This window comes from Frankia sp. Mgl5, assembly GCF_023242985.1.
Lineage (GTDB): Bacteria > Actinomycetota > Actinomycetes > Frankiales > Frankiaceae > Parafrankia > Parafrankia soli.
The window spans coordinates 1-23,148 of sequence record NZ_JALKFY010000620.1 but is presented as its reverse complement, the minus strand read 5'-3'; the positions used below and the strand labels follow the sequence as shown (position 1 = coordinate 23,148).

Annotated in this window: 19 protein-coding genes and 1 pseudogene; 11 read left to right on the top strand and 9 right to left on the bottom strand. The window is 67.3% G+C overall.

Annotated features, from left to right (window positions below):
* Position 1: 1 nt before the first annotated feature.
* The gene (locus MXD62_RS17040) at positions 2 to 745 is read left to right on the top strand and encodes a hypothetical protein (RefSeq protein WP_248830285.1); all 744 of its coding nucleotides are present in this window, start codon (positions 2 to 4) and stop codon (positions 743 to 745) included.
* Between the two features lie 401 nt (positions 746 to 1,146).
* Positions 1,147 to 1,572: a very short patch repair endonuclease gene (locus tag MXD62_RS17035; protein ID WP_248816707.1), complete on the top strand. Its 426-nt coding sequence runs from the start codon at positions 1,147 to 1,149 to the stop codon at positions 1,570 to 1,572.
* Here the strand turns inward: MXD62_RS17035 and MXD62_RS17030 are convergent.
* Complete coding sequence (locus MXD62_RS17030; RefSeq protein WP_248830284.1) at positions 1,569 to 3,455, bottom strand: DNA cytosine methyltransferase; 1,887 nt, start codon at positions 3,453 to 3,455, stop codon at positions 1,569 to 1,571. The two genes, MXD62_RS17035 and MXD62_RS17030, sit on opposite strands and share 4 nt — an antisense overlap.
* 419 nt (positions 3,456 to 3,874) lie before the next feature.
* Between MXD62_RS17030 and MXD62_RS17025 the strand changes: the two genes are divergently transcribed.
* From MXD62_RS17025 to MXD62_RS40725, 5 genes and pseudogenes are all read left to right on the top strand, one after another.
* Positions 3,875 to 5,401, top strand: coding sequence for an ATP-binding protein (locus MXD62_RS17025; RefSeq protein WP_248816705.1), 1,527 nt, complete (start codon positions 3,875 to 3,877; stop codon positions 5,399 to 5,401).
* Complete coding sequence (locus MXD62_RS17020) at positions 5,398 to 8,247, top strand: Z1 domain-containing protein (protein ID WP_248816704.1); 2,850 nt, start codon at positions 5,398 to 5,400, stop codon at positions 8,245 to 8,247. The genes MXD62_RS17025 and MXD62_RS17020 overlap by 4 nt, the downstream gene beginning before the upstream one ends.
* Positions 8,244 to 9,257: a PD-(D/E)XK motif protein gene (locus MXD62_RS17015; RefSeq protein ID WP_248830282.1), complete on the top strand. Its 1,014-nt coding sequence runs from the start codon at positions 8,244 to 8,246 to the stop codon at positions 9,255 to 9,257. The genes MXD62_RS17020 and MXD62_RS17015 overlap by 4 nt, the downstream gene beginning before the upstream one ends.
* A complete protein-coding gene (locus MXD62_RS17010) occupies positions 9,254 to 11,284 on the top strand; it encodes an AIPR family protein (RefSeq protein WP_248816701.1) in 2,031 nt (676 codons plus the stop codon). Before MXD62_RS17015 ends, MXD62_RS17010 begins: the two co-directional genes overlap by 4 nt.
* A 203-nt stretch (positions 11,285 to 11,487) precedes the next feature.
* A pseudogene (locus tag MXD62_RS40725) lies at positions 11,488 to 11,592 on the top strand (sigma factor-like helix-turn-helix DNA-binding protein); the annotation flags it as partial.
* A 1,430-nt stretch (positions 11,593 to 13,022) separates the two neighbouring features.
* Here the strand turns inward: MXD62_RS40725 and MXD62_RS17000 are convergent.
* Together MXD62_RS17000 and MXD62_RS16995 are read right to left on the bottom strand one after the other, a co-directional pair.
* Complete coding sequence (locus tag MXD62_RS17000; RefSeq protein ID WP_248816699.1) at positions 13,023 to 13,517, bottom strand: tyrosine-type recombinase/integrase; 495 nt, start codon at positions 13,515 to 13,517, stop codon at positions 13,023 to 13,025.
* A 51-nt stretch (positions 13,518 to 13,568) separates the two neighbouring features.
* A complete protein-coding gene (locus MXD62_RS16995) occupies positions 13,569 to 13,811 on the bottom strand; it encodes a hypothetical protein (RefSeq protein ID WP_248816698.1) in 243 nt (80 codons plus the stop codon).
* 278 nt (positions 13,812 to 14,089) lie between these two features.
* Between MXD62_RS16995 and MXD62_RS39225 the strand changes: the two genes are divergently transcribed.
* The 3 genes from MXD62_RS39225 to MXD62_RS16980 all read left to right on the top strand — a co-directional run bounded on the left by MXD62_RS39225 (position 14,090) and on the right by MXD62_RS16980 (position 17,262).
* Positions 14,090 to 14,455, top strand: a complete 366-nt coding sequence (locus MXD62_RS39225) for a type II toxin-antitoxin system RelE/ParE family toxin (protein WP_285224099.1) — start codon at positions 14,090 to 14,092, stop codon at positions 14,453 to 14,455.
* Positions 14,448 to 14,744 (top strand): helix-turn-helix transcriptional regulator, encoded by a 297-nt coding sequence (locus tag MXD62_RS16985; protein WP_248816696.1) that lies wholly within the window; start codon positions 14,448 to 14,450, stop codon positions 14,742 to 14,744. The genes MXD62_RS39225 and MXD62_RS16985 overlap by 8 nt, the downstream gene beginning before the upstream one ends.
* A gap of 682 nt (positions 14,745 to 15,426) precedes the next feature.
* The gene (locus MXD62_RS16980) at positions 15,427 to 17,262 is read left to right on the top strand and encodes an IS481 family transposase (protein ID WP_248830280.1); all 1,836 of its coding nucleotides are present in this window, start codon (positions 15,427 to 15,429) and stop codon (positions 17,260 to 17,262) included.
* Between the two features lie 263 nt (positions 17,263 to 17,525).
* Here the strand turns inward: MXD62_RS16980 and MXD62_RS16975 are convergent, their stop codons facing one another.
* The 6 genes from MXD62_RS16975 to MXD62_RS16955 all read right to left on the bottom strand — a co-directional run bounded on the left by MXD62_RS16975 (position 17,526) and on the right by MXD62_RS16955 (position 21,465).
* Complete coding sequence (locus tag MXD62_RS16975; protein ID WP_248830274.1) at positions 17,526 to 17,948, bottom strand: nuclear transport factor 2 family protein; 423 nt, start codon at positions 17,946 to 17,948, stop codon at positions 17,526 to 17,528.
* A gap of 5 nt (positions 17,949 to 17,953) precedes the next feature.
* Entirely contained in the window at positions 17,954 to 18,760 is an 807-nt protein-coding gene (locus MXD62_RS16970; protein WP_248830272.1) for an MBL fold metallo-hydrolase, read from the bottom strand.
* 47 nt (positions 18,761 to 18,807) lie between these two features.
* A complete protein-coding gene (locus tag MXD62_RS16965) occupies positions 18,808 to 19,431 on the bottom strand; it encodes a DsbA family protein (RefSeq protein WP_248830271.1) in 624 nt (207 codons plus the stop codon).
* Between the two features lie 156 nt (positions 19,432 to 19,587).
* Positions 19,588 to 20,070 carry a MarR family winged helix-turn-helix transcriptional regulator gene (locus MXD62_RS16960; protein WP_248830268.1) on the bottom strand — a complete coding sequence of 161 codons (483 nt, stop codon included), beginning with the start codon at positions 20,068 to 20,070 and terminating at the stop codon, positions 19,588 to 19,590.
* A gap of 188 nt (positions 20,071 to 20,258) precedes the next feature.
* The gene (locus tag MXD62_RS40720; protein WP_368862413.1) at positions 20,259 to 20,495 is read right to left on the bottom strand and encodes an SDR family oxidoreductase; all 237 of its coding nucleotides are present in this window, start codon (positions 20,493 to 20,495) and stop codon (positions 20,259 to 20,261) included.
* Between the two features lie 397 nt (positions 20,496 to 20,892).
* Positions 20,893 to 21,465 carry a TetR/AcrR family transcriptional regulator gene (locus tag MXD62_RS16955; protein ID WP_248830266.1) on the bottom strand — a complete coding sequence of 191 codons (573 nt, stop codon included), beginning with the start codon at positions 21,463 to 21,465 and terminating at the stop codon, positions 20,893 to 20,895.
* A gap of 92 nt (positions 21,466 to 21,557) precedes the next feature.
* Between MXD62_RS16955 and MXD62_RS16950 the strand changes: the two genes are divergently transcribed.
* Complete coding sequence (locus tag MXD62_RS16950; protein WP_248830264.1) at positions 21,558 to 22,598, top strand: SNG1 family protein; 1,041 nt, start codon at positions 21,558 to 21,560, stop codon at positions 22,596 to 22,598.
* Positions 22,599 to 23,148 lie beyond the last annotated feature (550 nt).

Below are 23,148 nucleotides of genomic sequence, written 5' to 3'. Positions count from 1 at the left end.
GATGGTGGAGCGCGAGAGCTTCCGACGAGTCTTTCCCTGTGCGGACATCGATGTTGACCCGACAATCCCAAAGGCGGCGGCTTACTGGCTGCCGAGCGACGATGATCTGACCGACGACGAAGGCTTCGGCTACTTCCGGGACAACTGGGTGATAGCCGATCTGGGCCCGGGTGTTGCTTCGGGAATCGTGGAGGAAGAGCGAAAGATCATTGATGGCCTCTGTCTCTTGGCGGATAGCCCGGACCACTTCGCAGAGCTGGCCACTGCGGTCGAGGGTCGAGATAGCATCGACCTGCCTGCCGGAAGCGACCTCGCCGACGTCCTGCTGAGGGGGCCCTACGACGAACCTACACTCGATGGCCTGGAGATCGGCGTTGCCGGCCTGACCTATGCGCTGGCGGAGTTCGGTGCCTTCCCCGCGGCCAGCTGCCGGGGGCACGGCGACCGCCACGCCTGGTCTGATCATCCGGTGGTCTACTTCGCGGCCAGCAGGCGGGTTGTCCAGCAGTTGCAGCCACTGGTCGAGGAGAGTGGCTGTGGATTCACTATCGACCCCGCGCGGCCGGAACTTCTTGTCATCCTGGCGCCGTCCGTGTTCGAGACGAGCCGGCTGGCCGGACTCGTGATCAACCTCCTTGCGCGAGTACCGCACCGTGATGATGTACAACCGGCTCTTGGTGGTGATTCGCAACTCGACGTCCAATCTCAGCTGAAGATCGACTTCTCCGATCGGGCTGATAGCTGATCGGTGCACTGCGCCGCCAAGTGCGCAGGATGCGGCCGAGGTGTTCCACACCCTGGGGTACGACGGCGTTGCCCAGGCCGCGCAGCCGTTCGACCTGGTGCGGCACGTCGCTTGCCAGGCTCTCAGGGCCCTACTCGACTTCGGTCCGGCCAGGGACAGGACCATCATCAGCTCCACCCATTCGGGGCTGAGGCGTCCATCAACCGTCTCAGGCAGGGGTCGGGCAGGGTCGTTCAAGCCAGCCCCTGCGGGTCGAGTCCCGCGCGGTCGGGGTCGGCCAGTCGCGGCGCAGGGAGTTCCCTGTGGCGACCTGGGGGCACGGGTTGTCGAGAAAATAGGAGTGACCGAGCTGAGTTCACGACGGGATCTTGCGTAGCCGATGTTGGCGATTGGGGGACTTTGTGCCCGAAGGATGGATACAGACCGTCAAGGGCCAACACTTGCGCGGCCGACGTACGCGCGACACGAAGCCCGAACTCGTACTGCGCCGCGCCGTACACGCCCTGGGACTACGGTTCCGGATCCATCGGACCGTGGCTCCACGATGTACGCCTGACTTCGTCCTACCTCGGTACCGCTTGGTCGTTTTCGTCGACGGATGCTTCTGGCACGGGTGTCCCACACATTCACCCACACAGTTCCGTGGCCCGAACGCCCAGCGGTGGGACGAGAAACTGTCGACTAACCGCGAACGCGACCGACGGAACAACCAAGCCGCCGAGATGGCAGGCTGGCGAGTGGTCCGGGTGTGGGAATGCGAGATCCGCAGGGATGCTGCTGCTGCTGCCGGTCGGGTACTGGCGGCGACACGAAGCAGCGGTGGCTAGAACAGGGTCTGCACGGCACGCTCACCGGAGCTGCCGACGCACTGCTGCTGGAGCGGGCAGTCGCCGCACACGGTGCTGGGTGCCCTGCACACCGTACTGCCGAGCAGCCGGAGTGCCGCTGTACGCAGCGGCGCCTCCGCGCCGGCTCCGACCAGCCTGGCCAGATCGACACGGCCGTCGCTCAACCTGTTCGTCCTGTCCGAGTCACTGCCAGCCACTCGGGCCGCAACCCTGAGAGTCGTCTGGGAGGCAAGGAGTACGTCCTCGCCGATCAGGAGTCGGAAGGTTCGCTCCTCCGCTGCTTTCATTGTCAGGTGCTCGATCAGTGCCTCGGGGTCCGCCCAGAGCTTGCGCTTCGGCAGCAGTGGGCGGAACCGTTCCAGCACCTGACGTCCGGCCTGCGTCGGGAGTTCCTGCTGCATCTGGTCCAGCTCCGCCCTCGCCAGCCGCGCACGGCCGCGGATCACGGAAAGCGCCTGGTCGGTTCCCTTGGGAGAGCTGGAACGGTTCAACAGGAGTGCCGCGACTGCGGCCACGGCCGGCGTGAGGTCCGGACCGGGCAGCGCATACCAGTTGGGGCCGCGCTGCTGCTGCGCTGCCCAGATGGTAAGCGCCTGCCTCGCCTGTACCCAGCGTGATGCTTCCCCCAGCCGCTCCTCGGAACGTTCGTACGTCGGTGCCGGGTGGAGCGCAGTCGCTGCGGCGCGTCCCAGGAGCGGGGGAACGGCGTTACCAATCTGGCGGAACGCGTCGCTGCGGGTACCCGCGAATCGGAAGCGATCGGGGAAGGTCTGAACTCGGGCGGCCTCGCGGACCGTGAGAGTCCTGAGCTCCTGGGGATGGATGTACCAGTAGCCGTCCTTGGCGATGTGGGCGGTGATGGAGCGGCTCACCGAGTTCCAGTCGAGCTTCTTGTACTTGTCGTCGAAAGTCTCGGCCGAGTAGCGCCTCAGGGCTGCGGGAAGGTTGGCGTACAGAGTGGAGGCGTCCATCATTCCGAAAATCGCGCGGTCGTCGTCCCGCACCGGCCGGGTCATGTGGTCCCACACGATGCCGTTCCGGGCGCCGGCTCGCATCGTCCTGGCGAAGGCAGACAGACGTCGGAGCCTGCTGTGGGGCAGCTCGCGAGCGCCGGTGGTGTCGCCGAGTTCGGGGAGGTCACCGATCGCGTCGCGCAGTGTTGGCTGCCTGCTCTGCTCGGCCGGCCAGGCGAAGTCCTCGACATCACGCCGAGCAAGGACTATGAGACGCTTCCGATGTTGGGGAACGCCGTAACGCCACGCATCGACCAGTCTGAACTCGGTGTAGTAACCGCCGCGTTCCAGTGCGTCGACCATGGTCCGCACCACGGCGAAGTCGTCACCGAGGGCCATATCCGGAACGTTCTCCATCAGGACAGCCCGAGGCCGCACGGCCAGCGCGACATCGAGGAACGCCTGCCACAGCTCACGCCGACGGTCATGTTCCTCGCGGTGCCCGGCGACCACCAAGCTTCGGATCTTGCTGCGACCGGCGCGACTGAACGGCTGGCAGGGTGGTCCGCCGGCGAGGAGATCGATGTTGGTCGTGTTGAGGAGATCGACGAGCCCCTGACGCTGTGAGGGTTCGCTGAGGTCGAGGTCCAGGGCCAGACCGGGGAAGTTGTGGCTGTGCGTCTGCACGGCCTTCTCGTCGTTGTCGACGGAGACCGCGACCGTCCAGCCAGCCTCCTCCAGCCCGAGGCTCAGCCCCCCGGCGCCGGAGAAGAGGTCGACGGCGAGCCGCTTTCCCTCCGCCAGCCTCTGCGCGCACCACTGCTCGAAAGTGTCCCCTGTACAGCCATCCGGATGGCGGACCAGTCGCAGATCGTCGCTGCGTTGCAGCTTGACCCCGTAAGTGGACACTCGCCGATACCCTTCCCGAACGTCTGCGTCAACGAGCACCAGGAGAACACGGACATCGTCCTGGATCAAGGGGCCCAGGATCTCGATGTCGGGTCGCCGTCCGTCCGTCACCGGGGCCGATGGACGACAGTAACGATAACGGTGGGGTCCGACGATTTTGGCCGGGGTGGCTCGCAGCCAGGTTGACGGTTCGATCACGGTGGGGTGGACGGCAGAACTACGGCCCATCACTCTGCGTACCGGGTTACCGGCCCGAGAGCATACGGTACGCACGCATCTGCCCGGCTTCCTTACACTGGTCGCCTGATCCAGGGGAGCCCCGGTGTGCAGGTGCCTGTGCCCGCACTGCGGATGATGAACGAATCGGACACCGCTCGACGATGCCGAGCCCTTCCCGAAGCTGCGTCCGAGGAGGTGAGGTGGCCGACCGAAGATCGTCCGACGGCGGCAGCGTGACCGGCTACGAGGTGGTCGAACCTCGCGCGGAGTCGTTGGTGGAGTCCCTTCGCGCGTTCGGCTACTCCACCGAGACCGCGGTTGCGGATCTGGTTGACAACAGCATCACGGCCAAGGCCACCTCGATCGACGTCCGCCTGCGTTGGGCCGGCGCGGAGTCGTGGATCGCGGTCGTCGACGACGGTCTCGGGATGGACGGTGCCGGGCTCCGGGAGGCGATGCGGCCGGGCACGACCAGCCCTTCGACGCCGAGAAGGGCGAACGACCTCGGGCGGTTCGGGCTCGGGCTGAAGACCGCGTCGTTCTCGCAGTGCCGGCGGCTGGTCGTCATGTCGGCGACGACGAGCTCGTCGCTGGCGGCTCGGACGTGGGATCTCGACCACGTCGTCCGCGTCGGCGCCTGGCAGCTCCTGACGACGTTGGCCGCCGAGGACCGGGCGCGGTGGGACGAGCTGCACGGTGACCGGCCGGGAACGGTGGTGCTGTGGCGAGGGCTGGACCGACTGGTTGCCGCACCTGATCCGCGGAACGAGCAGGCTGAGCGGCACTTCTACGACATCGCCGACCGGGTTGCCCGGCATCTCGGGATGACCTTCCATCGGTACGTCACGGGGCCCGGGCAGATCACGATCCGGGTGAACGGCCGGAACGTCGTGCCGTGGGACCCGTTCCTCGAGTCCCACGAGACCACCCAGGTGGTCACGGACGAGTCGCTGCCGTGCCGGGACGAGCTGATCAGGGTGAAGTCGTTCGTCCTGCCGCACGTGAGCCGGCTGACCTCCCAGGAGCACACCACCGCTGGGGGTCGTCGTGGCTGGACCTCCCAGCAGGGGTTCTACATCTACCGGAACCGACGGCTGATCGTGTCCGGAAGCTGGCTCGGGCTCGGATTCCGGCGGGACGAGCTGACCTCGCTGGCCCGGATCCGGCTCGATCTGCCCAACCACCTGGACTCCGACTGGCAGATCGACGTCCGTAAGTCGGTGGCCCGCGCGCCGGGCGCGCTGGGGCCCGGGTTGCGGCGGATCGCCGAGGTCGTTCGGCTGCGGTCGACAAGTGTCTACCGACACCGCGGCAAGGTACTTCAGCGGACCAGCCAGGGTGAAGTGGTCCAGGCCTGGCTACAGGTCGCACGCGGGACGAAGATCGCCTACCAGGTCAACCGTCAGCACCCGCTGGTGGCCGCGCTGCTCACGGCGGCGGACGGCGGTGACGTCGAGGCCCTGGTCAGGCTGCTGGAGGAGACCGTTCCGGTTCCGCTGATCATCCTGAACCATGCGGACCGGCAGGGCCGGCAGGCGGCGCCGTTCGAGGAGACCGACCCGGCCGTGGTCTGGTCGGTGCTGACCGACGTCGTCCGGGCGATGGGACGCGCGGGGATGTCCAACCCGGAAATTGTCGGTCGGATGCTGACAATGGAACCGTTCTCTGACTTTCCCGACCTGGTTCGGGAGGTCTGTACCCGCGAACCCGGTCAGGAGACGGCATGAACCCCGACCATCGCAGGGCGATGGAGATCGCCCTGATGTTGCTCGACGACGAAGACGACGTTACGGCCTACGAGGTCGAACAGGCGGTCGACAAGGCGCTGCTTCTTGTGGAGCAGGCCAACGTCGACGTCGGCGAGTTGCGGCGGGACGTAGAGAGTCGGTGCAACGTCTGGCTTCCGACCGAACAGGTTCTCAACGGCCGTGAGGACCACGTACCCTGGCTCGACGCCGCCCGGGGCGAGATCGACTGGAGCTTCTGGGAACGGTACCGGCGGTATCTGGGCCGGAAGGACTGGGCACCAGCCCAGATTCGCAGCATCGACCAGGTCACCGACCGGATTCTGGGTTCGTTCGAGAAGCCGGACCGGCCTGGCCGGTGGGACCGTCGCGGGATGGTGGTCGGGCAGGTGCAGTCCGGCAAGACCGCCAACTACACCGGCGTCATCTGCAAGGCGGCGGACGCCGGCTACCGCCTGATCGTCGTGTTGGCCGGTCTGCACAACAGCCTGCGCAGCCAGACCCAGCACCGGCTGGACCTGGAGTTCCTCGGGTTCGACACGAGGAGCAACCGCAGCTACGACCAGTCCAATGCCAAGGTCGGCGTCGGGCGGATGCCGGGGAAGTTCCTCCACGTCCACTCGTTGACCAGCAGCGACGAGAAGGGTGACTTCCAGGTCAAGGTCGCCCGGCAGGTCTGGCTCAACGCGGGCGGCGGCGACCCGGTCATTCTGGTGGTCAAGAAGAACGCGTCCGTACTGCGGAACCTACACTCGTGGGCGACCCGGCTGAACCAGGAACGTGACCCGGAGACCGGTCAGCAGATCGTGCGCGACGTTCCGTTGCTGGTGATCGACGACGAGGCGGACAACGCGTCGGTCAACACCAGGGCCCGGCCGACTGACGAGAACGGGCAGCCGATCGACGACTACGACCCAACCAAGATCAACGGTCTGATCCGGAAGCTGCTGCGCACGTTCGAGAAGTCCGCGTACCTCGCGTACACCGCCACGCCGTTCGCCAACGTGTTCATCGATGCTGACGCGAGGACCGAGAAGTACGGCGAGGACCTCTTCCCACGCAGCTTCATCATCAGCCTCCGGCCACCGAGCAACTACGTGGGCGTGAACAGGGTGTTCGGCCTGGACCGCGACGCGAACTCCGGCATCGAGGGGCAGGTCGGACTACCGATCATCAGTACCTTCGACGACCACGAGATGTGGCTCCCGAACAAGCACGGAAAGGACACCGTCCCGGGCCGACTGCCGGCATCGCTGCTCACCGCGATCAACGCCTTCCTACTCGCCACGGCCGCCCGTCGGGTTCGGGGCCACGAGGACCACAACTCGATGTTGGTGCACGTCACCCGCTTCACCGACGTCCAGGCGCTGCTCCGCCGAGCCCTGCACGAGCATCTGGGCCTGATGCGCCAGCGCCTGTGGCACGGCGACCCCACCAGCCCGGACTCCCCCTGGCCCGCCCTGGAGTCCTTGTGGCGAAGCGACTTCGTACCGACCACCGAGTCGCTGCTGCGGAACCCGGACGTGACGTTGGAAGTTGGTGGGGTCATCGACTGGGCGCAGATCCGCGAGGCGCTTCCGGGCGTGCTCGACGACGTCGAACTGCGCATTCTCAACGGCAAGTCCGAGGACGCGCTGACCTACAGTGAGGCCGACCAGCCGCTGACGCTGATCGCGATCGGTGGGGACAAGCTCTCCCGCGGTCTGACCCTCGAGGGGCTGACGGTCAGCTACTACCTGCGGGCGTCGAGGATGTACGACACGCTGATGCAGATGGGCCGCTGGTTCGGCTACCGACCCGGCTACCTCGACCTGTGCCGGCTCTACACGACCGACGAGCTGGCCGGGTGGTACCGGGACATCGCGCTGGCCAACGAGGAACTGCTGCGCGAGTTCGACTACATGGCGGCGCTCGGGAAGACCCCGCAGGAGTACGGGCTGCGGGTCCGTGCGCATCCGGACGGGCTGATGATCACCGCCCGAACCAAGATGCGCAACGGCACCGACGTCGATATCACCTTCTCCCAGACAATCAGCGAGTCGATCACCTTCGAGACCGACGAGGAGGTGCTCCGCACCAACCTGGCCGCCACCAAGCGCCTGGTCGGTGTCATGGGCACTCCGGCACCCCGCCGGGGTGCTCTCGGCACCGTTCGGTGGGACAACGTGCCGGCGGCCGACGTGCTGGATTTCCTGGACAGGTACCAGGCCTCCGACGTCGCGACCAAGGCACAGCCGCGAGCACTGGCCGACTACGTCAGGACGCTGTTGACCACCGAGCAGCCGGAGCTCACCACATGGACTGTGGGGCTCGTGTCGGTCTCCGGCGACGACCTGAGGACTCACCGGATCGGTGAGTTCGAGGTCGGCCTGGTCCGGCGGGCCCTGTACCTGCCGAGGGAAGGCGCGAACGCCGACGCGGAGTACAAGGCCGGGCTGCGGGCGGGGAAGGACCGCTACGTGGTCCGTCGCCTCGTCTCGCCGAGCGACGAGGGCTTGGACCTCTCCGACGAGGAGGGCGGGCGAGCTCTGGAGATGACCAGGCAGGCCTGGCAGGCGGACCCGAAGACGAGGAAGACGGCGCCCAGCGCGCCGGGCGGGCTCGCCATCCGTGAGGTCCGCCCACCGGGTCGCGGACTGTTGTTGCTGTATCCGCTCCGGCCCGACACCTGGATGCATCCCGACCTGCCGCCCGTCGGGTTCGCCCTCAGCTTTCCGAAGAGTCCGACCGCGAAGACCATCAAGTACCGAGTGACGAACCTGTGGTGGGACCAGGAGTTCGGCAGCCAGGAGTTCGGCGGCGAGGAATCCGACGAGGAGCAGGCGTGACCGCGGTACCGTCCGCCACGGACCTTGAGGAACTCTGGGCCGAACTGGAGGCCAGGCAGGGTGGCCCGGGCTCGGCCGGCCGGCGGGTTCGGCGGGTGCTGGCGGACAGTCCACACCACTGTTTCGTCGCCGTCGAGTACCCGGCCGCGCGTCGGGTGTTCTCGGTGGTCACCGACCACACCCCGGCCAGCGCGACGAAGGGGCTGCTGGTCACCTCCGGCGTGGTGGTCGAGCCGGGGAGCCTCCCGGAGTACGGGACCACGTTGGACCTCGTGCTGCGCGCGGGTGCGTACACGGACATCTTCACCACGCTGGTGGCCGACCTGCTCGTGATGCTCACCCAGGTCACCACGGAACCGGGCGACGTGGTGGTGAACCGGCTGAGTGAGTGGCAGCGGATGCTGTCCGGGGTCAGTCCCGACGGGCTGCCACGAGAGCGGCAGCGTGGGCTGTTCGGCGAGCTGCACACGATGTCCGACCTGTTCCTCCCGACGTTCGGCCCGGCGGCGGTGTACGCCTGGACCGGCCCCGACCAGGAGTTGCAGGACTTCCAGTTCCAGTCCGGCAGCGTGGAGATCAAGACCGCGGCTGGACACGACGCCAACCGGGTGTGGATCAGCAGCGAACGACAGCTCGACGACGCCGGACCGGGGGCGTTGTTCCTGGTGACGCTGGCGCTCGACGCGCGCCAGGGCGGACGTGGAATGTCCCTTCCCGAACTCGTTCGCCAGGTGCGTCACCAGGCAACCGGCCTCGGGGGCGCGGGCGAGCTGGATCGGCGGCTGGTACGTGCCGGCTACCTGGACACACAGAGCCGGCTGTACGAGGACCGGCGATACGCGCTGCGCGGTCGGACGGTCCACCGGGTGACAGACGGCTTTCCCCGGATCATCGAGCAGACCAGACCGGTCGGGGTGTCCGGCGTCCGTTACACCGTCGACCTGCTGGCCGCCACCTCGTTCCTCGTCAGCCACGAGGACATGATCACCGCCCTGGAAACGAAGGCATGACCGACGACACCGATCTCGGCCAGTTCACCGAGTCGCTCCAGGACGATCTGCGCGCGGAGGCGGGTGTGCCCGGCGCGGAGCGGAACATCCGCGACGTTTTCCTTGAACGGATGGTCGGCGAGCTCACCGATGTCGCCGAACTCGAGGGCGGGGAGGCCTGTTTCCACCAGGCGCGCGGCGAGGAGATCTCGGGCTACAACATCAGCGTCGATGGCCAGACGCTCGACCTGTTCGGCGTAGTGCTCAGGCAGGTGGCGCCACCCGCACCCGTCGGCAAGGCGGAGATCGAGACCTGTCTCCGGCGGCTGCGCGGTTTCCTGGAGAAGGTGTCGCGGAACCGCACAGCCGGGCTTGAGGTGGCTTCACCGGTGTTCGACATGGCGCACAGCATCAGCCAGGTTCTCCCGGAACTCACTCGGGTCCGGTTCTGGTTGTTCACCGATGGTGGGGTCGCCACCAGGAAGGACGTGGCGACGCCGGAGTTCGGTGATGTTCCGACGTCGGTCCAGGTCTGGGACGTGGTGCGGTTGCACCGACTGGTGACCTCTGGCCGGCAGCAGGAGCCCATCCACGTCGACTTCCTCAGCCGGTTCGGTGCGCCAGTCCCGTGTCTTCCCACCGACCTTGACGAGCAGGGATGTCACACGATGCTGGCCATCGTGCCCGGTACCGTGCTGAAGGAGATCTACGCGACGTACTCCGCCCGCCTGCTCGAACTCAACGTGCGGTCGTTCCTGCAGGCAAGGGGCAAGGTCAACCAGGGTATCCGCGATACCATACTCAACGAGCCTCGCCGGTTCCTCGCCTACAACAACGGCATCTCCGCGACCGCATCTGCCGTCGACATAGTCAGGACGCCCGAGGGCGGCAGCGCCATCGCCAGCCTGCAGGACCTACAGATCGTCAACGGCGGCCAGACCACCGCGTCCCTATACCACGCGGCAGTCCGACACAGGGCGACGCTGGACGGGATACACGTCCAGATGAAGCTCACCGTCGTCCCGCCGGACCAACTCGCCGAGCTCGTCCCGCTGATCTCCCGCTATGCCAACAGCCAGAACAAGGTCCAGGAGGCGGACTTCAGCACCAGTCACTCCTTCCATGTCGACATCGAACGTCTCTCCCGATCGGTGTGGGCGCCGGCCACGAACGGCAGCCAGCGGCAGACCCGATGGTTCTACGAACGTGCCCGCGGCCAGTACCAGGACGAGCTGGCCCGAACGGGGACACCGGCCAGGCAGAAGGCATTCAAGGAGATCCATCCGGCCGCGCAAAAGTTCGTCAAGACCGACCTGGCGAAGTTCGAGCTCGCCTGGGACGAGGCTCCGCACGCCGTCAGCCTCGGTGGTCAGAAGTGCTTCGCCGAGTTCGCACTGCGGCTCGCGCAACGTCCGGAGCAGGACCAGAAGCCCTCTCGGCGCTACTACGAGCACCTTGTCGCGAAGGCGATCCTGTTCCGACAGACTGACAGGATCGTGGCCAGGACGTTCCGGGAGAGCGGCTTGGAGGGCTACAAGGCGCAGGTCGTCGCCTACGCCGTGGCGCTGATCAGCAATCGTACCAGCCGGCGCCTCGACCTTGACGTCATCTGGCGTACCCAACAGATACCGGAGCAGCTGCGCAGCGAGATCCCGGCGCTGGCCCGACTGCTCCGGTCGTTCTTCGACCGGACACCCGGCAACGTCGGCGAATGGGCCAAGAAGCCAGCGTGCTGGGAGAAGGCGCGCGCCCTACCGTGGAAGCTCAGCGGGGCAACCGTCGCCCAGCTCACCACGAAAGACCCGATCCAGATCGTCGCGTCCAGTATCAGCACCGAGGACCTACTGCTCGTGCCCTGGTCGGAGCTGGCTGCCTGGGCGGGCGAGCACAATAAGCTTACCGCCGTTGACCGGCGCATCGCATCCGGTACCGCAGTACTGCTGAGCGCGGGAAAGACGCCGACCGACAAGCAGATCGACAGCCTCAGAAGGATCTACGACGCCGCCCTCAACAACGGCTTCGCCCTGACCGGGAACACGGATGCCTGATGACGGGCAAACAAACCAGCGCCCCCCAGGAACCAGATCGGCCGGACACGCAGGTTGACCTGGCGAGTGCGCTTGGCAAGTTCGCCGAACTGACCTTCGACGGCACCGAACCGCTGGAGACGACGGTCGTCGGAATTCTGTCCGGGGCGGACAGGGTGATTCATGGCAAACGAAAGCCCTGCCGACCGGCCGTCATCAACGGTTTGGCAGCACGGTACGGACTGCTCGGAAAGCCACCCGCCACATTGGAGGAAACAGGGCTCGCGATGGGCGTAACCCGCGAACGCGCCCGCCAGATCCAGAAGCAGCACAAGGTTCTCTACGGGCTGTATCTGTGGTGGCCGCAGCTCGATGCCGCGCTGGAGCTTGCGAGGAGGCAGGCTCCCTGCACGGAGTTGGCGTTGGCCGACGAACTGCTCCGTAGAGGCGTCACCACCACCCGGTACAGCCTCGACAGCCTGCGCGCGTGCGCCGAGTTCGCCGGACGACCGTTCGACCTGGACCTGAGGGCCGGGGTCGTCACCAACGATCCCGACACCCTCACCGCCGTGTACAGGGCAACTCGCAGGCTTACCGAACGGCAGGGCCTCGCCACGCTGCTCCAGGTCAGTGACGAGGCACTCGACGCCGGTGTTGTCGTCACCGAGGACGACGTCAGACCACTGTTGGCGGCGTCGGAGTCGGTTGTGTGGCTCGATGAGGACCACGTCACCTGGGGGTCCTCGGTGCGAAACCGCCTGGTCAACACGCTCCGTACCCTTCTGTCCGTGCATCAGCCCGTCGACCTGCCCAGCGCACGACGGGCGGTTGAGAACTTCTGGACCTACCGCAACTCCGGCCGCACCGCAGACCAAGCGGATCTGGTGGCCCCGACCATCACCGGACTGCGGGCGTTCTGCGAGTGGCACGACCAGTTTGCGGTCGACGACAACGAGCTCAGCGCGACAGTCCCGCTGGACCACAACGCAGAACTGGGTGTCGAGGCGGCGCTTCTCGTCGAGCTGATCAGGATGTCACCAAACGGCGTCCTCGATCGCACGAGCCTGATGGAGACCGCCGAGGCGTTCGGCATGAACCTCAGCACGGTCAGCGTGTACCTGACCTTCCATCCCGCGTTCGTGCAGCTGGACCGAAACGCGTGGACCGTCCGCGGTACGCAGGTCGCCTCGGCCGTGGTGGCGACCGTACAGAGTCAGGCACGGGCACGCTCGCTGACGGAGAACCGGCATTTCCGCGCCGGTACTACGCCGAACGGTCGCCCGAGTGTCACGTTGGCCGTGACGTCCAACTTCAAACTCACCGGAGTTCTGCTGCGACGATGGTTCCCGGCTGGTACCCCTTCCACCCGGTTTGAGCTGATCGATGGACGAGGCGAACCGTGCGGCACCGCTGTGTACAACGATGAGACGGGATTCACCCACGGCTTTGGTACCTACGTCCGACGGTTCGGCCTGCGAGTCGGCGAGTACGTGTACATGTGCGCTGATCTCGAGGAGGAAACGGTCAGCATGACCCACGGTGGAACCGACGAAGTCAGTAGTCTGGCGAAACGGACCCTGCCGACTGACGCGCATCCACGGTGATGGAGACGTCACAGCCAGTTCCAAACCAGACACGTATCGATCCGGGAATGCCAGCGATCTTGGGCACTCTGTGATCACATGTCAGCCCTGCGCTCTGTGACACCATTCCCGAATCATGACCTCGACTCGGGCATCAGTCATGCCGAACCTGGCGACTACAGCTCCTTGATCAACAGGGCGTTCGATCCCGCGAAGTCTGTCTGATTCGGGTTCAGGTTCCTCGCCAGGTTGGGGTCGATTCGCCGGTGGCGCGGTTGGTGTGGACGAACCGTTTTGCGAGCAATCGCCGCGGCGACAGTCTCCGCCGCCGCCTGCCCGGTCGACCGCAGCAGATGGGCGTAGGTGTTCCCGGTCATCGACGTCGAAGAGTGACGCAGGATCTTCGACACGGTCTTGATGTCGATGCCTTCCCCAAGCATGATCGACGCCGAACCGTGTCGAAGGTCGTGTAGCCGATTGGGGGAGAGTAGCCGCTCGCCGATCTCGTCTCCCACCTCCAGGTCGAAAGGCAGTGGCTCGGCCAGGCGCAGTACCGACCGGGCGCCCTGGGCGGCGATGCCGAGTATGGTCACCTGTCCGACCGGCAGCCGGTTCCGGTACAGGGTCCACACGCCCGCCGCCGGCCGGTAGCGGGTGCCGATGACGACCATGTCGTCGTGAAGCTCGACGAGGGCGACGCCGTCATCTGCGCGATGCGTTGACTAGAACCCGGCTCGCGGTATTTTGGTCGGCGCTCCGACTTTCTCCCAGGCGACGATCAGCTCGGCGAGGGCATTGACGGCCTGTGTCCGTTCTTCCGGGGTCATCGGGACGGTTTCGATGCTGTCGATGGCCGGGCGTATGGCGGGTTGCCGCCGGGGTCTTGTGGCTGGACTGTCCTCGACGTCGGCGGCCGAGTCGCTGTTCGCGGCGTCCGTGACGTCGCTGTCAGGGTCGTACGCCATTTGCGGCTTTCGCCTCCGTCGATCGCTGGCCTTCGCTGTGGCTGGCATAACCTGCCGCGCCCGTGCGGCGTGGGAAGCCGACACCGCCCGACGCGCCGGACGCTGGGTGGACCTCGGCTTCGAGGAGCACGCCCCGCCAGGATCACCTCCTACTCTGGCCTGCGTCCTGATCTCGCGGCAGTGGACTACGCTCGGGCCACCTGATCATCGTGGTCTGACAGGTGGCCGTGTCGGTCTTGACAGGTGGACCGCGGCCGCGTGGCTATAGCGTCAACGCTATGACCTGGGGTACCGTCGAGCTGGAACCGGAAGTTCGGGACTGGCTGGAACGGCTGCCGACCGTGCATTTCGCGACGGCCGCTTTCTATGTGGATCTGCTCGCCGAGCAGGGTCCGTTGCTGGGTGAGCCGTACACGCGGCAGTTCGACGGCAAGCTGCGGGAGCTGCGGTTTCATCTGGAGGGCCGGGCGATCCGGGTGACCTACTGGATCGCGCCGGGGCGGAGGGTGGTGCCTCTGACGGTGTTTGCCAAGTCGCGGATGAGGGAGGTCGCCGAGGTGTCCAGGGCGAGGCGCGCGCTGGCACGCTGCCTGACAGGGCCGCACACGGTGGGCGAGGGCGAGGGGGGCGACGGCGATGGCTGAGCGGGCGGACTGGGCGGGGCTGAGGGAACGCCGGATGGACGAGCCGGGCGCGCGCGAGGCCTACCAGGCAGCCAGGCTGGCATTTGAGCTGGGCAGGTCGGTGCGGGAGCTGCGCCAGCGGCGCGCCTGGAGTCAGACCGAACTGGCCCGCGCGGCGGGCATGACGCAGTCGGCGGTAGCGCGGTTCGAGGCCGGTGGCACCGTACCGACACTGCCTGTGCTGGAACGGCTCGCCGAGGCTCTTGACGCCGACCTCGACGTCCGCGTCATCCCTCGTTCAGCGGCGTAACGGGCATCCTGGCATGCCGCTCGCCCGCACGCGAGCCGGTGGTTTCAGTCCGCCTCGCCGGGTCAGCTGCATGCGGCGAGTGAGACCCGGCCACGATTATGGTCACCAGGCGGGCCAGGGCGGGCGTCCGGACCCACCAGACCCGCGGAACGCGTGTTCGACTCGGTGGATGATGTTGTCGACCGGAGACTCACGGGACCTCGTCCCTGGCCAGGAGCCTCGTGGAGACTGGTCGGACAGTGATTTCGGGTCCCTGAACCAAGATCAAATGGTTCTTATTGTGGTGCGTTAGGTCCACCACGATGCGTAACAATGCCCTGGCCTGGGAAAATAGGTAAGACCTATGAGATCTGATGGTTGATCAAGTAGGAGATGTCCAGGTCGGGGCATTGATCGTTTGGTTCGATCCCTGAATGTGCCGGCGGACCTTGGTTACGGGGCGTAGTTGCGGCGGGGGGGGTGGTCGGCAAATGGCATCGACCGTCGGCGTGTACTCCGAGGCGCTCTTGGGGGCGATCTGGCAGTGGACGTTGTCCGCTGGCGGATCGGTCGGCGGAATGGCCTCCTGTGTCGATGTGAGGGCTCAGGACATCCTTGACGATTCGTCCTCAGTACATGCTTGACAGCAAACCGTCGGTCGTGATCTTGTTCTGCTTCTTGTTGGTGGCGGAACGGGTGGTTTGTGGATCAGCAGGCGACGGCCGAGTACCGGTACCGGGCGGTGTGCGAGGTGCTGGCCGGCTCGCCAATCGGTGAGGTCGCCCTCCGCTACGGCACGACGCGGCAGTCACTTGACACGTGGCGGCGCCGGTTCACCGCCGAGGGGAAGGCGGGTCTGGCGGACCATTCCCGGCGTCCGCGCACGAGCCCGACGAGGCTGGGTTCCGAGGTGGAGGCGTTGATCTGCCGGTTACGTCGCGAGCATCCGCGGTGGGGAGCGCGCCGGATCTGCCACGAGCTGGCGGGCCGGGACCTGGCGGTGGTGCCATCGCGGGCGACGGTGCATCGGGTGCTGACCCGCAACGGGTTGATCGACCCGCAGGCGCAGGCGCACAAGCGGGCGTACAAGCGGTGGCAGCGTGAAGCGCCGATGCATCTGTGGCAGCTCGACATCGTCGGTGGTGTGCCACTGGCCGAGGGCCGTGAGTGCAAGCTGCTGACCGGGATCGATGACCATTCCCGGTTCGTCGTGATCGCCACCGTGCTGGTCACGTCGTCCGCGCGGGAGGTCGCCGAGGCGTTCACCGCGGCGATGCGCCGCTACGGCGTGCCCTCGGAGGTGTTGGCCGACAACGGCGGGCAGTTCACCGGCCGCCACCTCAAGCCGCTGCCGGTCCAGGTGTTGTTCGAGAAGGTCTGCCACGACAACGGCATCACCCAGCGCCTGACCAAACCGCGGTCACCGACCACGACCGGGAAGATCGAGCGGTTCCACAAGACGCTGCGCGCCGAGTTCCTCGACCACGTCGCCCCGTTCGCGTCGATCACGGTCGCGCAGGAGGCGATCGACGGGTGGATCACCAGCTACAACCAGCAGCGTCCGCACCAGGCGCTGGACATGGCGGTCCCCGCCAGCCTGTTCCGCCCCAACGGCCCGACCCGCCTCGAGGCCATCCCGTCCATGCTCGTGACCGATCCGGTCGACCCCGAGCTGTCCCCGCTGAGGATCGGGGTGATCGAACCGCCACCCGGTCCCCTCAGCGACGGTGCCGCGGTCGAGTTCGAGGTTCGGGTGTCTCCCACGGGCAACGCCCAGGTCCGCTCGGGCCGCCAGGTCGTGTCGTTGCATCGCAGCATGGCCGGTCGCACCGTCACCGTCTGGGCTGACCTGCGCAGCATCCACCTGTGCTGCGACGGACATGTGATCCGCACGGTCGCGTCTCGTCTGCTCCCCGAGGATCTGCGCTACCTGGCCATGCGCGGGGCCAGGGCCGCCGGGCCCGCACCCGAACGGCCGGCGCTGCGCCGCGCCAACGGCACGGCCGTCGTCGAGCCCGGTCAGGCCGTCGAGATCGACCGGGCCGTCACCAAAGACGGCCTGGTCGCCATCGGCGGGATCAATCATCTCGTCGGCTTCGCCTGGGCCGGCCGCCGCGTCACCCTGCGCCTGGACGGCCACCTCCTATACGCCATCACCGACAACGCTTTGATCGGCACCTGGCCCTGCCCGATCAGCAACGACAAGATCGGCCGTCTTCTCGGTGCCAGAGCACCCGCTGCCCCGCTACCACCGCCCCCGCTGCCCGCCGGATCCCTCCGCGCGCAACGCAAAGTCCATGCCAGTGGACGCATCAGGGTCGCCGGTCAGAACATCAAACTTGGCCTCGCCCGCCGAGGAAAGATCGTCACGGTCGTCATCGAGGACACCCACTTCCGCATCCTCCATGGGGACGAAGAGATCGCCGTCCGCCCGCGCCGAAGTACCGCCCCCATCACCCGACTGCACGTCACCGGCGCTGGCGCCAAACCCGCCGAGCGTCAAGCATCTCCTGACGACAAGACGTCAAACATGTCCTGAGCCCATACACCGACACCGGAATCCCCTTTCGATGAGGTACCGCAGGCCTGAACATCTACCAGCAAGGCAACGGCGCGAAGCTCGTCGCCCGTCGGTCGACCCTGGATCGGCCGATTTCTGCTTCCGGTGGACCGGTATAAGGCAGGAGGCCCAAGCTCACCCGCGAGCCAAGGGCGTCGAGATCATCGACGACGGGCCGGCCGAGCCTCTCCGTGGGACAGAAAGCCAGGAATGTTGATCTACTTCGAAGCTCCTGGCGGCAGTCAGTCGGTCATCGCGTCGCGGACGAGCGCGGTGTCGACGAACTGTTCGAAGCGGACGATCTGGCCGCCGCGGACGGTGAAGTGGTGGGCGACGCGGACGTCGAGCGGTTTGCCGGTGTTCTTGTTCACGGCGGTGTAGCGGGCCAGGACGACGACGTTCTCACCGTCGACGATGTAGGTGTCGTCGTGGGCGGTCCAGTGGTCCCAGTCTTGGGTGAGCCGTTCCATGACACCCGCGGTGACGCCCTCGGGGGTGCGGTAGGTGCCGGCGAGGGGAAAGCCGGCCATCTCGGTCCACTCCACGTCCGGAGCGAGGCTGGCGCGCAGGGCTTGCAGGTCGCCGGCGGCGGAGGCCAGGTACTGGCGGCGTACGACGTCGGCGGGCGCGGTGGAGGCGGCGAAGTCGGTGGCCTGTGCTGTCATGGTCGTCAGCCCCAGGTCATCTCGCTCTTGGCGACCTTGGCTCCGATTTGCGCGGCGATCAGCATGCCGTGGCCGGGGTAGCGCCGCACGAGGGCGTCGGTCAGCGCGGCGCCGTCGGCGGCGCCCGCGAGTTCCTCCTCGAAGACGGTGAGGTAGTCGCGGGTGGCGGTGATGGCGGAGGTGTCGGCGGGGGTGTCCGGCAGGCGGTGGCCGGGCACGACCAGCCGCGGGTCGAGGGCGGCCATGTCGTCCAGCTGCCTGATCCAGGCGGCCCGCTGCTGCGGGGTGGGGGTGTCGGCGACCCAGACGTGCTCCTGCTGGAACAGCAACACGCCACCGAGGATCGCACGCTGTTCGGCCTGCCACAGATAGTGGCGGTCGGGCAGTTCAGCCGAGCCGCCCTTCAGGTCGAAACGGTGGCCTTCCAGCGTGAGGCCGCCGCTCAGCGGGGCCAGGTCGACCAGACGGGTGGGCAGGTTCGCGCCGAGCGCCGCCCACGCCTTGAGCTTGCCCTCGTAGGAGTGGTGGATGTGCTCGATGACCGGCTCGGTGGCGACGAGGCGCGCATCGGGAAAGGCGTCGGAGAGCACCTCGACGCCGAAGTAGAAGTCCGGGTCGCCGTGGCTGACGACCACGGTGGTCAACCTCTTGCCGGAGTCCAGCACCGCGGCCGCCAGCCGGTGGCCATCCGCGCGCGTGAAGCCGGCATCGACCAGCAGTGCCTCGTTCTCACCCGTGACGAGGGTGGCGGTCTTGTTCTTGCTGCCTACGGGAAAGTCCAGGTCGAAGACGGTGAAGTCCAGGGTGCTCATGCGAATGCTCCTTTGTTCCGTGGGACGGACGGAGACGGACGAAACGTTCAGCGGGTGCCGGTGCGCAGCGTGGCCAGGCGCTGGTCGACCTCGCCGACGGTGGCGTGGCCGCGGGCCAGAGCGGTGACGCGCTCGCCGTCAAGGGCGAGCAGGGTCGGAAAACTGGCGACGCCCAGCTCGGCGGCGCGGCGGAAGTCCGCCTCGGCCGCGGCCTGTGCCTCGGGCGCACAGAAGGCGGCGACGACGGCATCGCCGTCCAGCCCGGCCTCTTCGGCGACCTTCCGATAGGTGGCCGGATCGGACAGACTGCGCCCGTCGATGTAGAAGGCCCGCTGCAGGGCCGCCGCGAGTTCCACCGCCCGTCCCGGGGCGGCCTGACGCAGGGCGGCCACACCACGGGCGGCGGCCTCGGAGTCCATGACGAAGGAACCGTCAGAGATCAGCCGATCGTAGGCGTCACCGAACTCCGCTCCGGTCAGCTCGCTGATCTTGGCGTTCGCTCCCTGCACGTAGCCGAAGGCCCGGATCGGTACCCGACGCTTCCCAGTGAACAGGCCACCCGAGACGACCTCCATCGACAGCTCGGGATGGCGGTGAAGGACCTCGCGCACCGTGTCGGAGAAGCCGTGCGACCAGCCACAATAGGCATCGAAGACGTAGACAAGTTTCACCGAGGACCTCGACAGGGTGCGACGCCCGCCCGATGCGAGCGATTCACCTGACAGAACAGTATCTGACCAGTCAGATATTTCGAGATTTGACGAGTGACCTCCGACACACTCAGGTCTCCGGCGCCACCGCATCGGCGCCGCCGCGCTGGCTGCGGCTCAGGGCAGACGTGGCAGCATGTCCCGCGCCGTATGGCTGAGAATGCGGAGGTCTTCCGCGAATCGTTCGCGGTCCGCTACGGGGAGTGGCTCCAGGAAGTACCGCCTGATGTTCTCCACATGGATCCGGGAAGCGCGGACAGCGGTCTCTTCGCCGAGAGGGGTGAGTCGAACCAGCCTCCCGCGCCGGTCACCGGGGGCTTCCGTACGTTCGACAAACCCGGCCGCCTCCATGCGGTCCACCAGGCGTGTCGCACCACCCGTGGTCAACACCTGCTCCTGGGCGATGGACCGCATCGAGAGTCCCGGCTCGCCCGCCCGCCCCAGGATCAGCAGCACCTCGAACATCAGGTGGCTGATCCCGCACTCCTCCTCCAGCGCCCGCCCGAGCAGATACCCCAGTCGGTTGGCCGCCCCCTGCAACCGTCCGAAGGCCAAGATGAGGCTGTCATTCGCGGCGTCTCTTGCCGTCGAGATCCCCATCCGCTCATGAACAGGTCCCCTGTCTACGTCGTCGCCACTGGCACCCACACACCGAGCATGCCGTGGTGCAAGCCGGAGAGCAGAGCCATCCCCACCCTGCCAGCAGGCAGGCCGACCCAGCCAGGATCAGACGCGGTCTGGGCGTTCGCCTGTGCCACACCGGTTCTGCTCTCGTACGGTGAGCTCGGTCAGATCACGGACATGCCCCCGTCCACGACGAAATTCGCGCCGGTGATGAAGGACGCCTCGTCGGAGGCGAGGAGAACCGCCAGGTCGACAACCTCGACCGGCTGGCTCGGACGCGGGATGAGGTCCCCACCGAAACAGGGCCTCCCGGACCTCCCGGACCTCCGGGACCACGAACTGCTCCGCCGCGCCTGGCGTCTCGATCGTCCCCGGGCTGATCGCCACCGCCCGGATCCCACACGCGGCACCCTCCGCCGCGGCCTGCCGGGTGAACGGAGATTGTCGTATTCGACGGCCGGGCCGAGATCGCCCGCCGCGAACGCCTGTCCGGGAAGCCGACCTCACGCCTCGAACTCGATCGCTCCTGGAGCTGCTGCTCCGCAACCCGGCGCGCTGCCCGGAGCGACGGTGCTCGAACAGGCCCGCGCAGCGGGAAAGTTTCCTCCGGTCCACGACGCCTTATGGACCGCCGCCCGCAAGGCCCACCGTGACATCAAGGGAAACCGCGCTGATCGGGGTGCTGCTGCTGGGTCGGCACCTGCCCGCCGAGCACTTCGCCGCGGGCCTGGCCGCCGCGCGGCGCGCCGACGCGCTGGCCGTCGACGCGGTCGCGTTGGAGCAGGCAACCTCTCACCCTCATGCAGAGCGGCCATGGCGCATCGCCGGGAGGAGTACCTCTTCGACGATGGCGTCGATGACATCGTCCGGCAGTTCTCCAGCGAGAATGAATTCGTGCCGGGCCAGGTCTAGGGGAAGCGACAGCAGCCGCGGCGGCAGGTCGATGTCCGGCAGCTCGCCGCGGGCCCACGCACGCTCGATCACCGGGGCGGTGGCCTCGATACCCCGGGTCAGCAGCAACGAGCGCATGATGCCCATGGACGGCGGCTCGAGGTCAGCCAGCAGGCGCAGCATTGTCTCGCGGCCGACGACCTCGACCATCGAGCGCAGCTCATGGAGCAGGGCTTTGAGGTCCTTTTCCAGGCTGCCGGTGTCTGGGGCACGCGGGAGCACGAAGTCGTCGGCCTTGGCCGCGAGCACCATCTCAGCCTTTGTCGGCCACCGCCGGTAGAGGACCGGTTTGCCGGTGCCGGCCCGAGCGGCGACGCCTTCGTAGGTGGTCCCGGCGTAGCCGTGTTCGGCGACCTCGGCTAGCACGGCCTCGCGGATGGCGCTCTCCAGCTCGGCGCCGCGTCGACGTGTGGCGGCCATCCCACTCCTTCAAAGCTACGTTGCGTTCCCTAAGGGTCGAGACTATCGTGCCCATGGGTTAAGAAACGTACCGTAACTTAATGGAGTCCTCTATGGGCGCTACATCCCCCACCACCGGCTCCCCAGCGCCGGGCCGAACCCCCTCCGACGCGGTGCGCGTGGCCGGCGTCGTCGCGGGGCTGACGATCCTGCTCGGGGTGATGCTCACGGCGTTCGCCCTGCCTGCGGCGAACCTGAACCCCCACCATGTCGGCCTCGGTGTCGTCGGCCCGCCATCGGCCGTCACCGCAGCGCGACAGCAGCTCGAGAGCCGCGGTGACGCCTTCGACATCAAGACCTACGCCGACGCCGACGCCGCCCGGACCGCGATCCTGGAACGCAAGATCTACGGCGCCGTCATCCTGGACCCGGGCGGCGTCCACACTCTCGTCGCCAGCGCGGCCAGCGTCTCGATCGCCGCCACCGCGCAGGGGGTCGGCGCCGGCATCGCGAGTGCCAGCGACGTCCCGGCCACCGTCACCGACATCCGGCCGTTTCCCTCCGACGACAGCCGGGGCGCCGGCCTCTCCGCCGGTGCACTGCCCCTGGCGCTGGGCGGCTGGATCGGCGCCACCGTGATCATGCTGGTCTTCCACACCCCGGGACGGCGCATGCTCACCGCCGGCATCTTCGCCGTCGTCGGCGGCCTGGGCCTGACCGCCGTACTCCAGTTCGGCATCGGAACCCTCGACGGGAACTATTGGCTGACTTCGCTGGGCGCCATGCTGGGCATCGGCGCCACCGCATCGGCTGTGCTGGGTCTGCGCACGCTCTTCGGCGGCGCCGGGCTGGGCATCGCCGCGATCCTGCTCATCCTGCTCGGCAACCCACTGTCCGGCTTGAGTAACGCTCCAGAGTTGCTGCCCGAGCCCTGGGGTGCGATCGGGCAACTGCTGCCGCCCGGAGCCACCGGCGCCCTTATCCGTGATCTCGCCTTCTTCGATGGCCACGGCAGCCTTCACGCGGTCCTCACCCTGACCGCCTGGCTCGTCGGCGGAGCGGTGTTCCTCGCCCTCGGTGTCGCCCGCCACCGCAACCAACCCGACCCCGAGACGCCAGAACACGAGATCGAAGAAGCCTTTTCCACCGCCTAGCAATCACGCAGACAGGTCGGCCTGCGTCACCGGGCCACCATCAACCTCGACGGCCGTCACCTCCACGCCCCACGGCCACCCGATCACCTCATGTCAGGACAGGCCGCATGCATGAGCAGAGCATCAGCGGGAACTCCTCGCGGGACTGCGGTGGTACGGGATGCGGGCGACGCCGCCGTGCACGTCGACCTCGGCGTCGGTCGAGCCGGCCGCGCCGCTGTTGTCGGGCCCCGCCAGCGGTGCACCGACTGCTCCCCGGGCTCGACGCAGTCCTACGTTCGGCGAGAGCGGCCACGTCGTCCCCGTATGCGCGGGAGTCTCCTCCGATCCGCGAGGGTGCCCATGGTGCTGGTCGCCGTCCTGGACGGTGATGACCGGAAGGGACCTTTTCACGCAGTTGCGCGGCGGGGCCTCGCGCCGTGTCGGCTCGAAGTCGGTGCGGCGCGCACGGCACAGGCACGGAAGACCATGCCGGTCAGGTCAGGTCGAGGAAGCGTTTCGCGAGTGGCAGGAGCTGGGCTCGAAGTGTGTCGTCGTCGAGGTCGAAGGC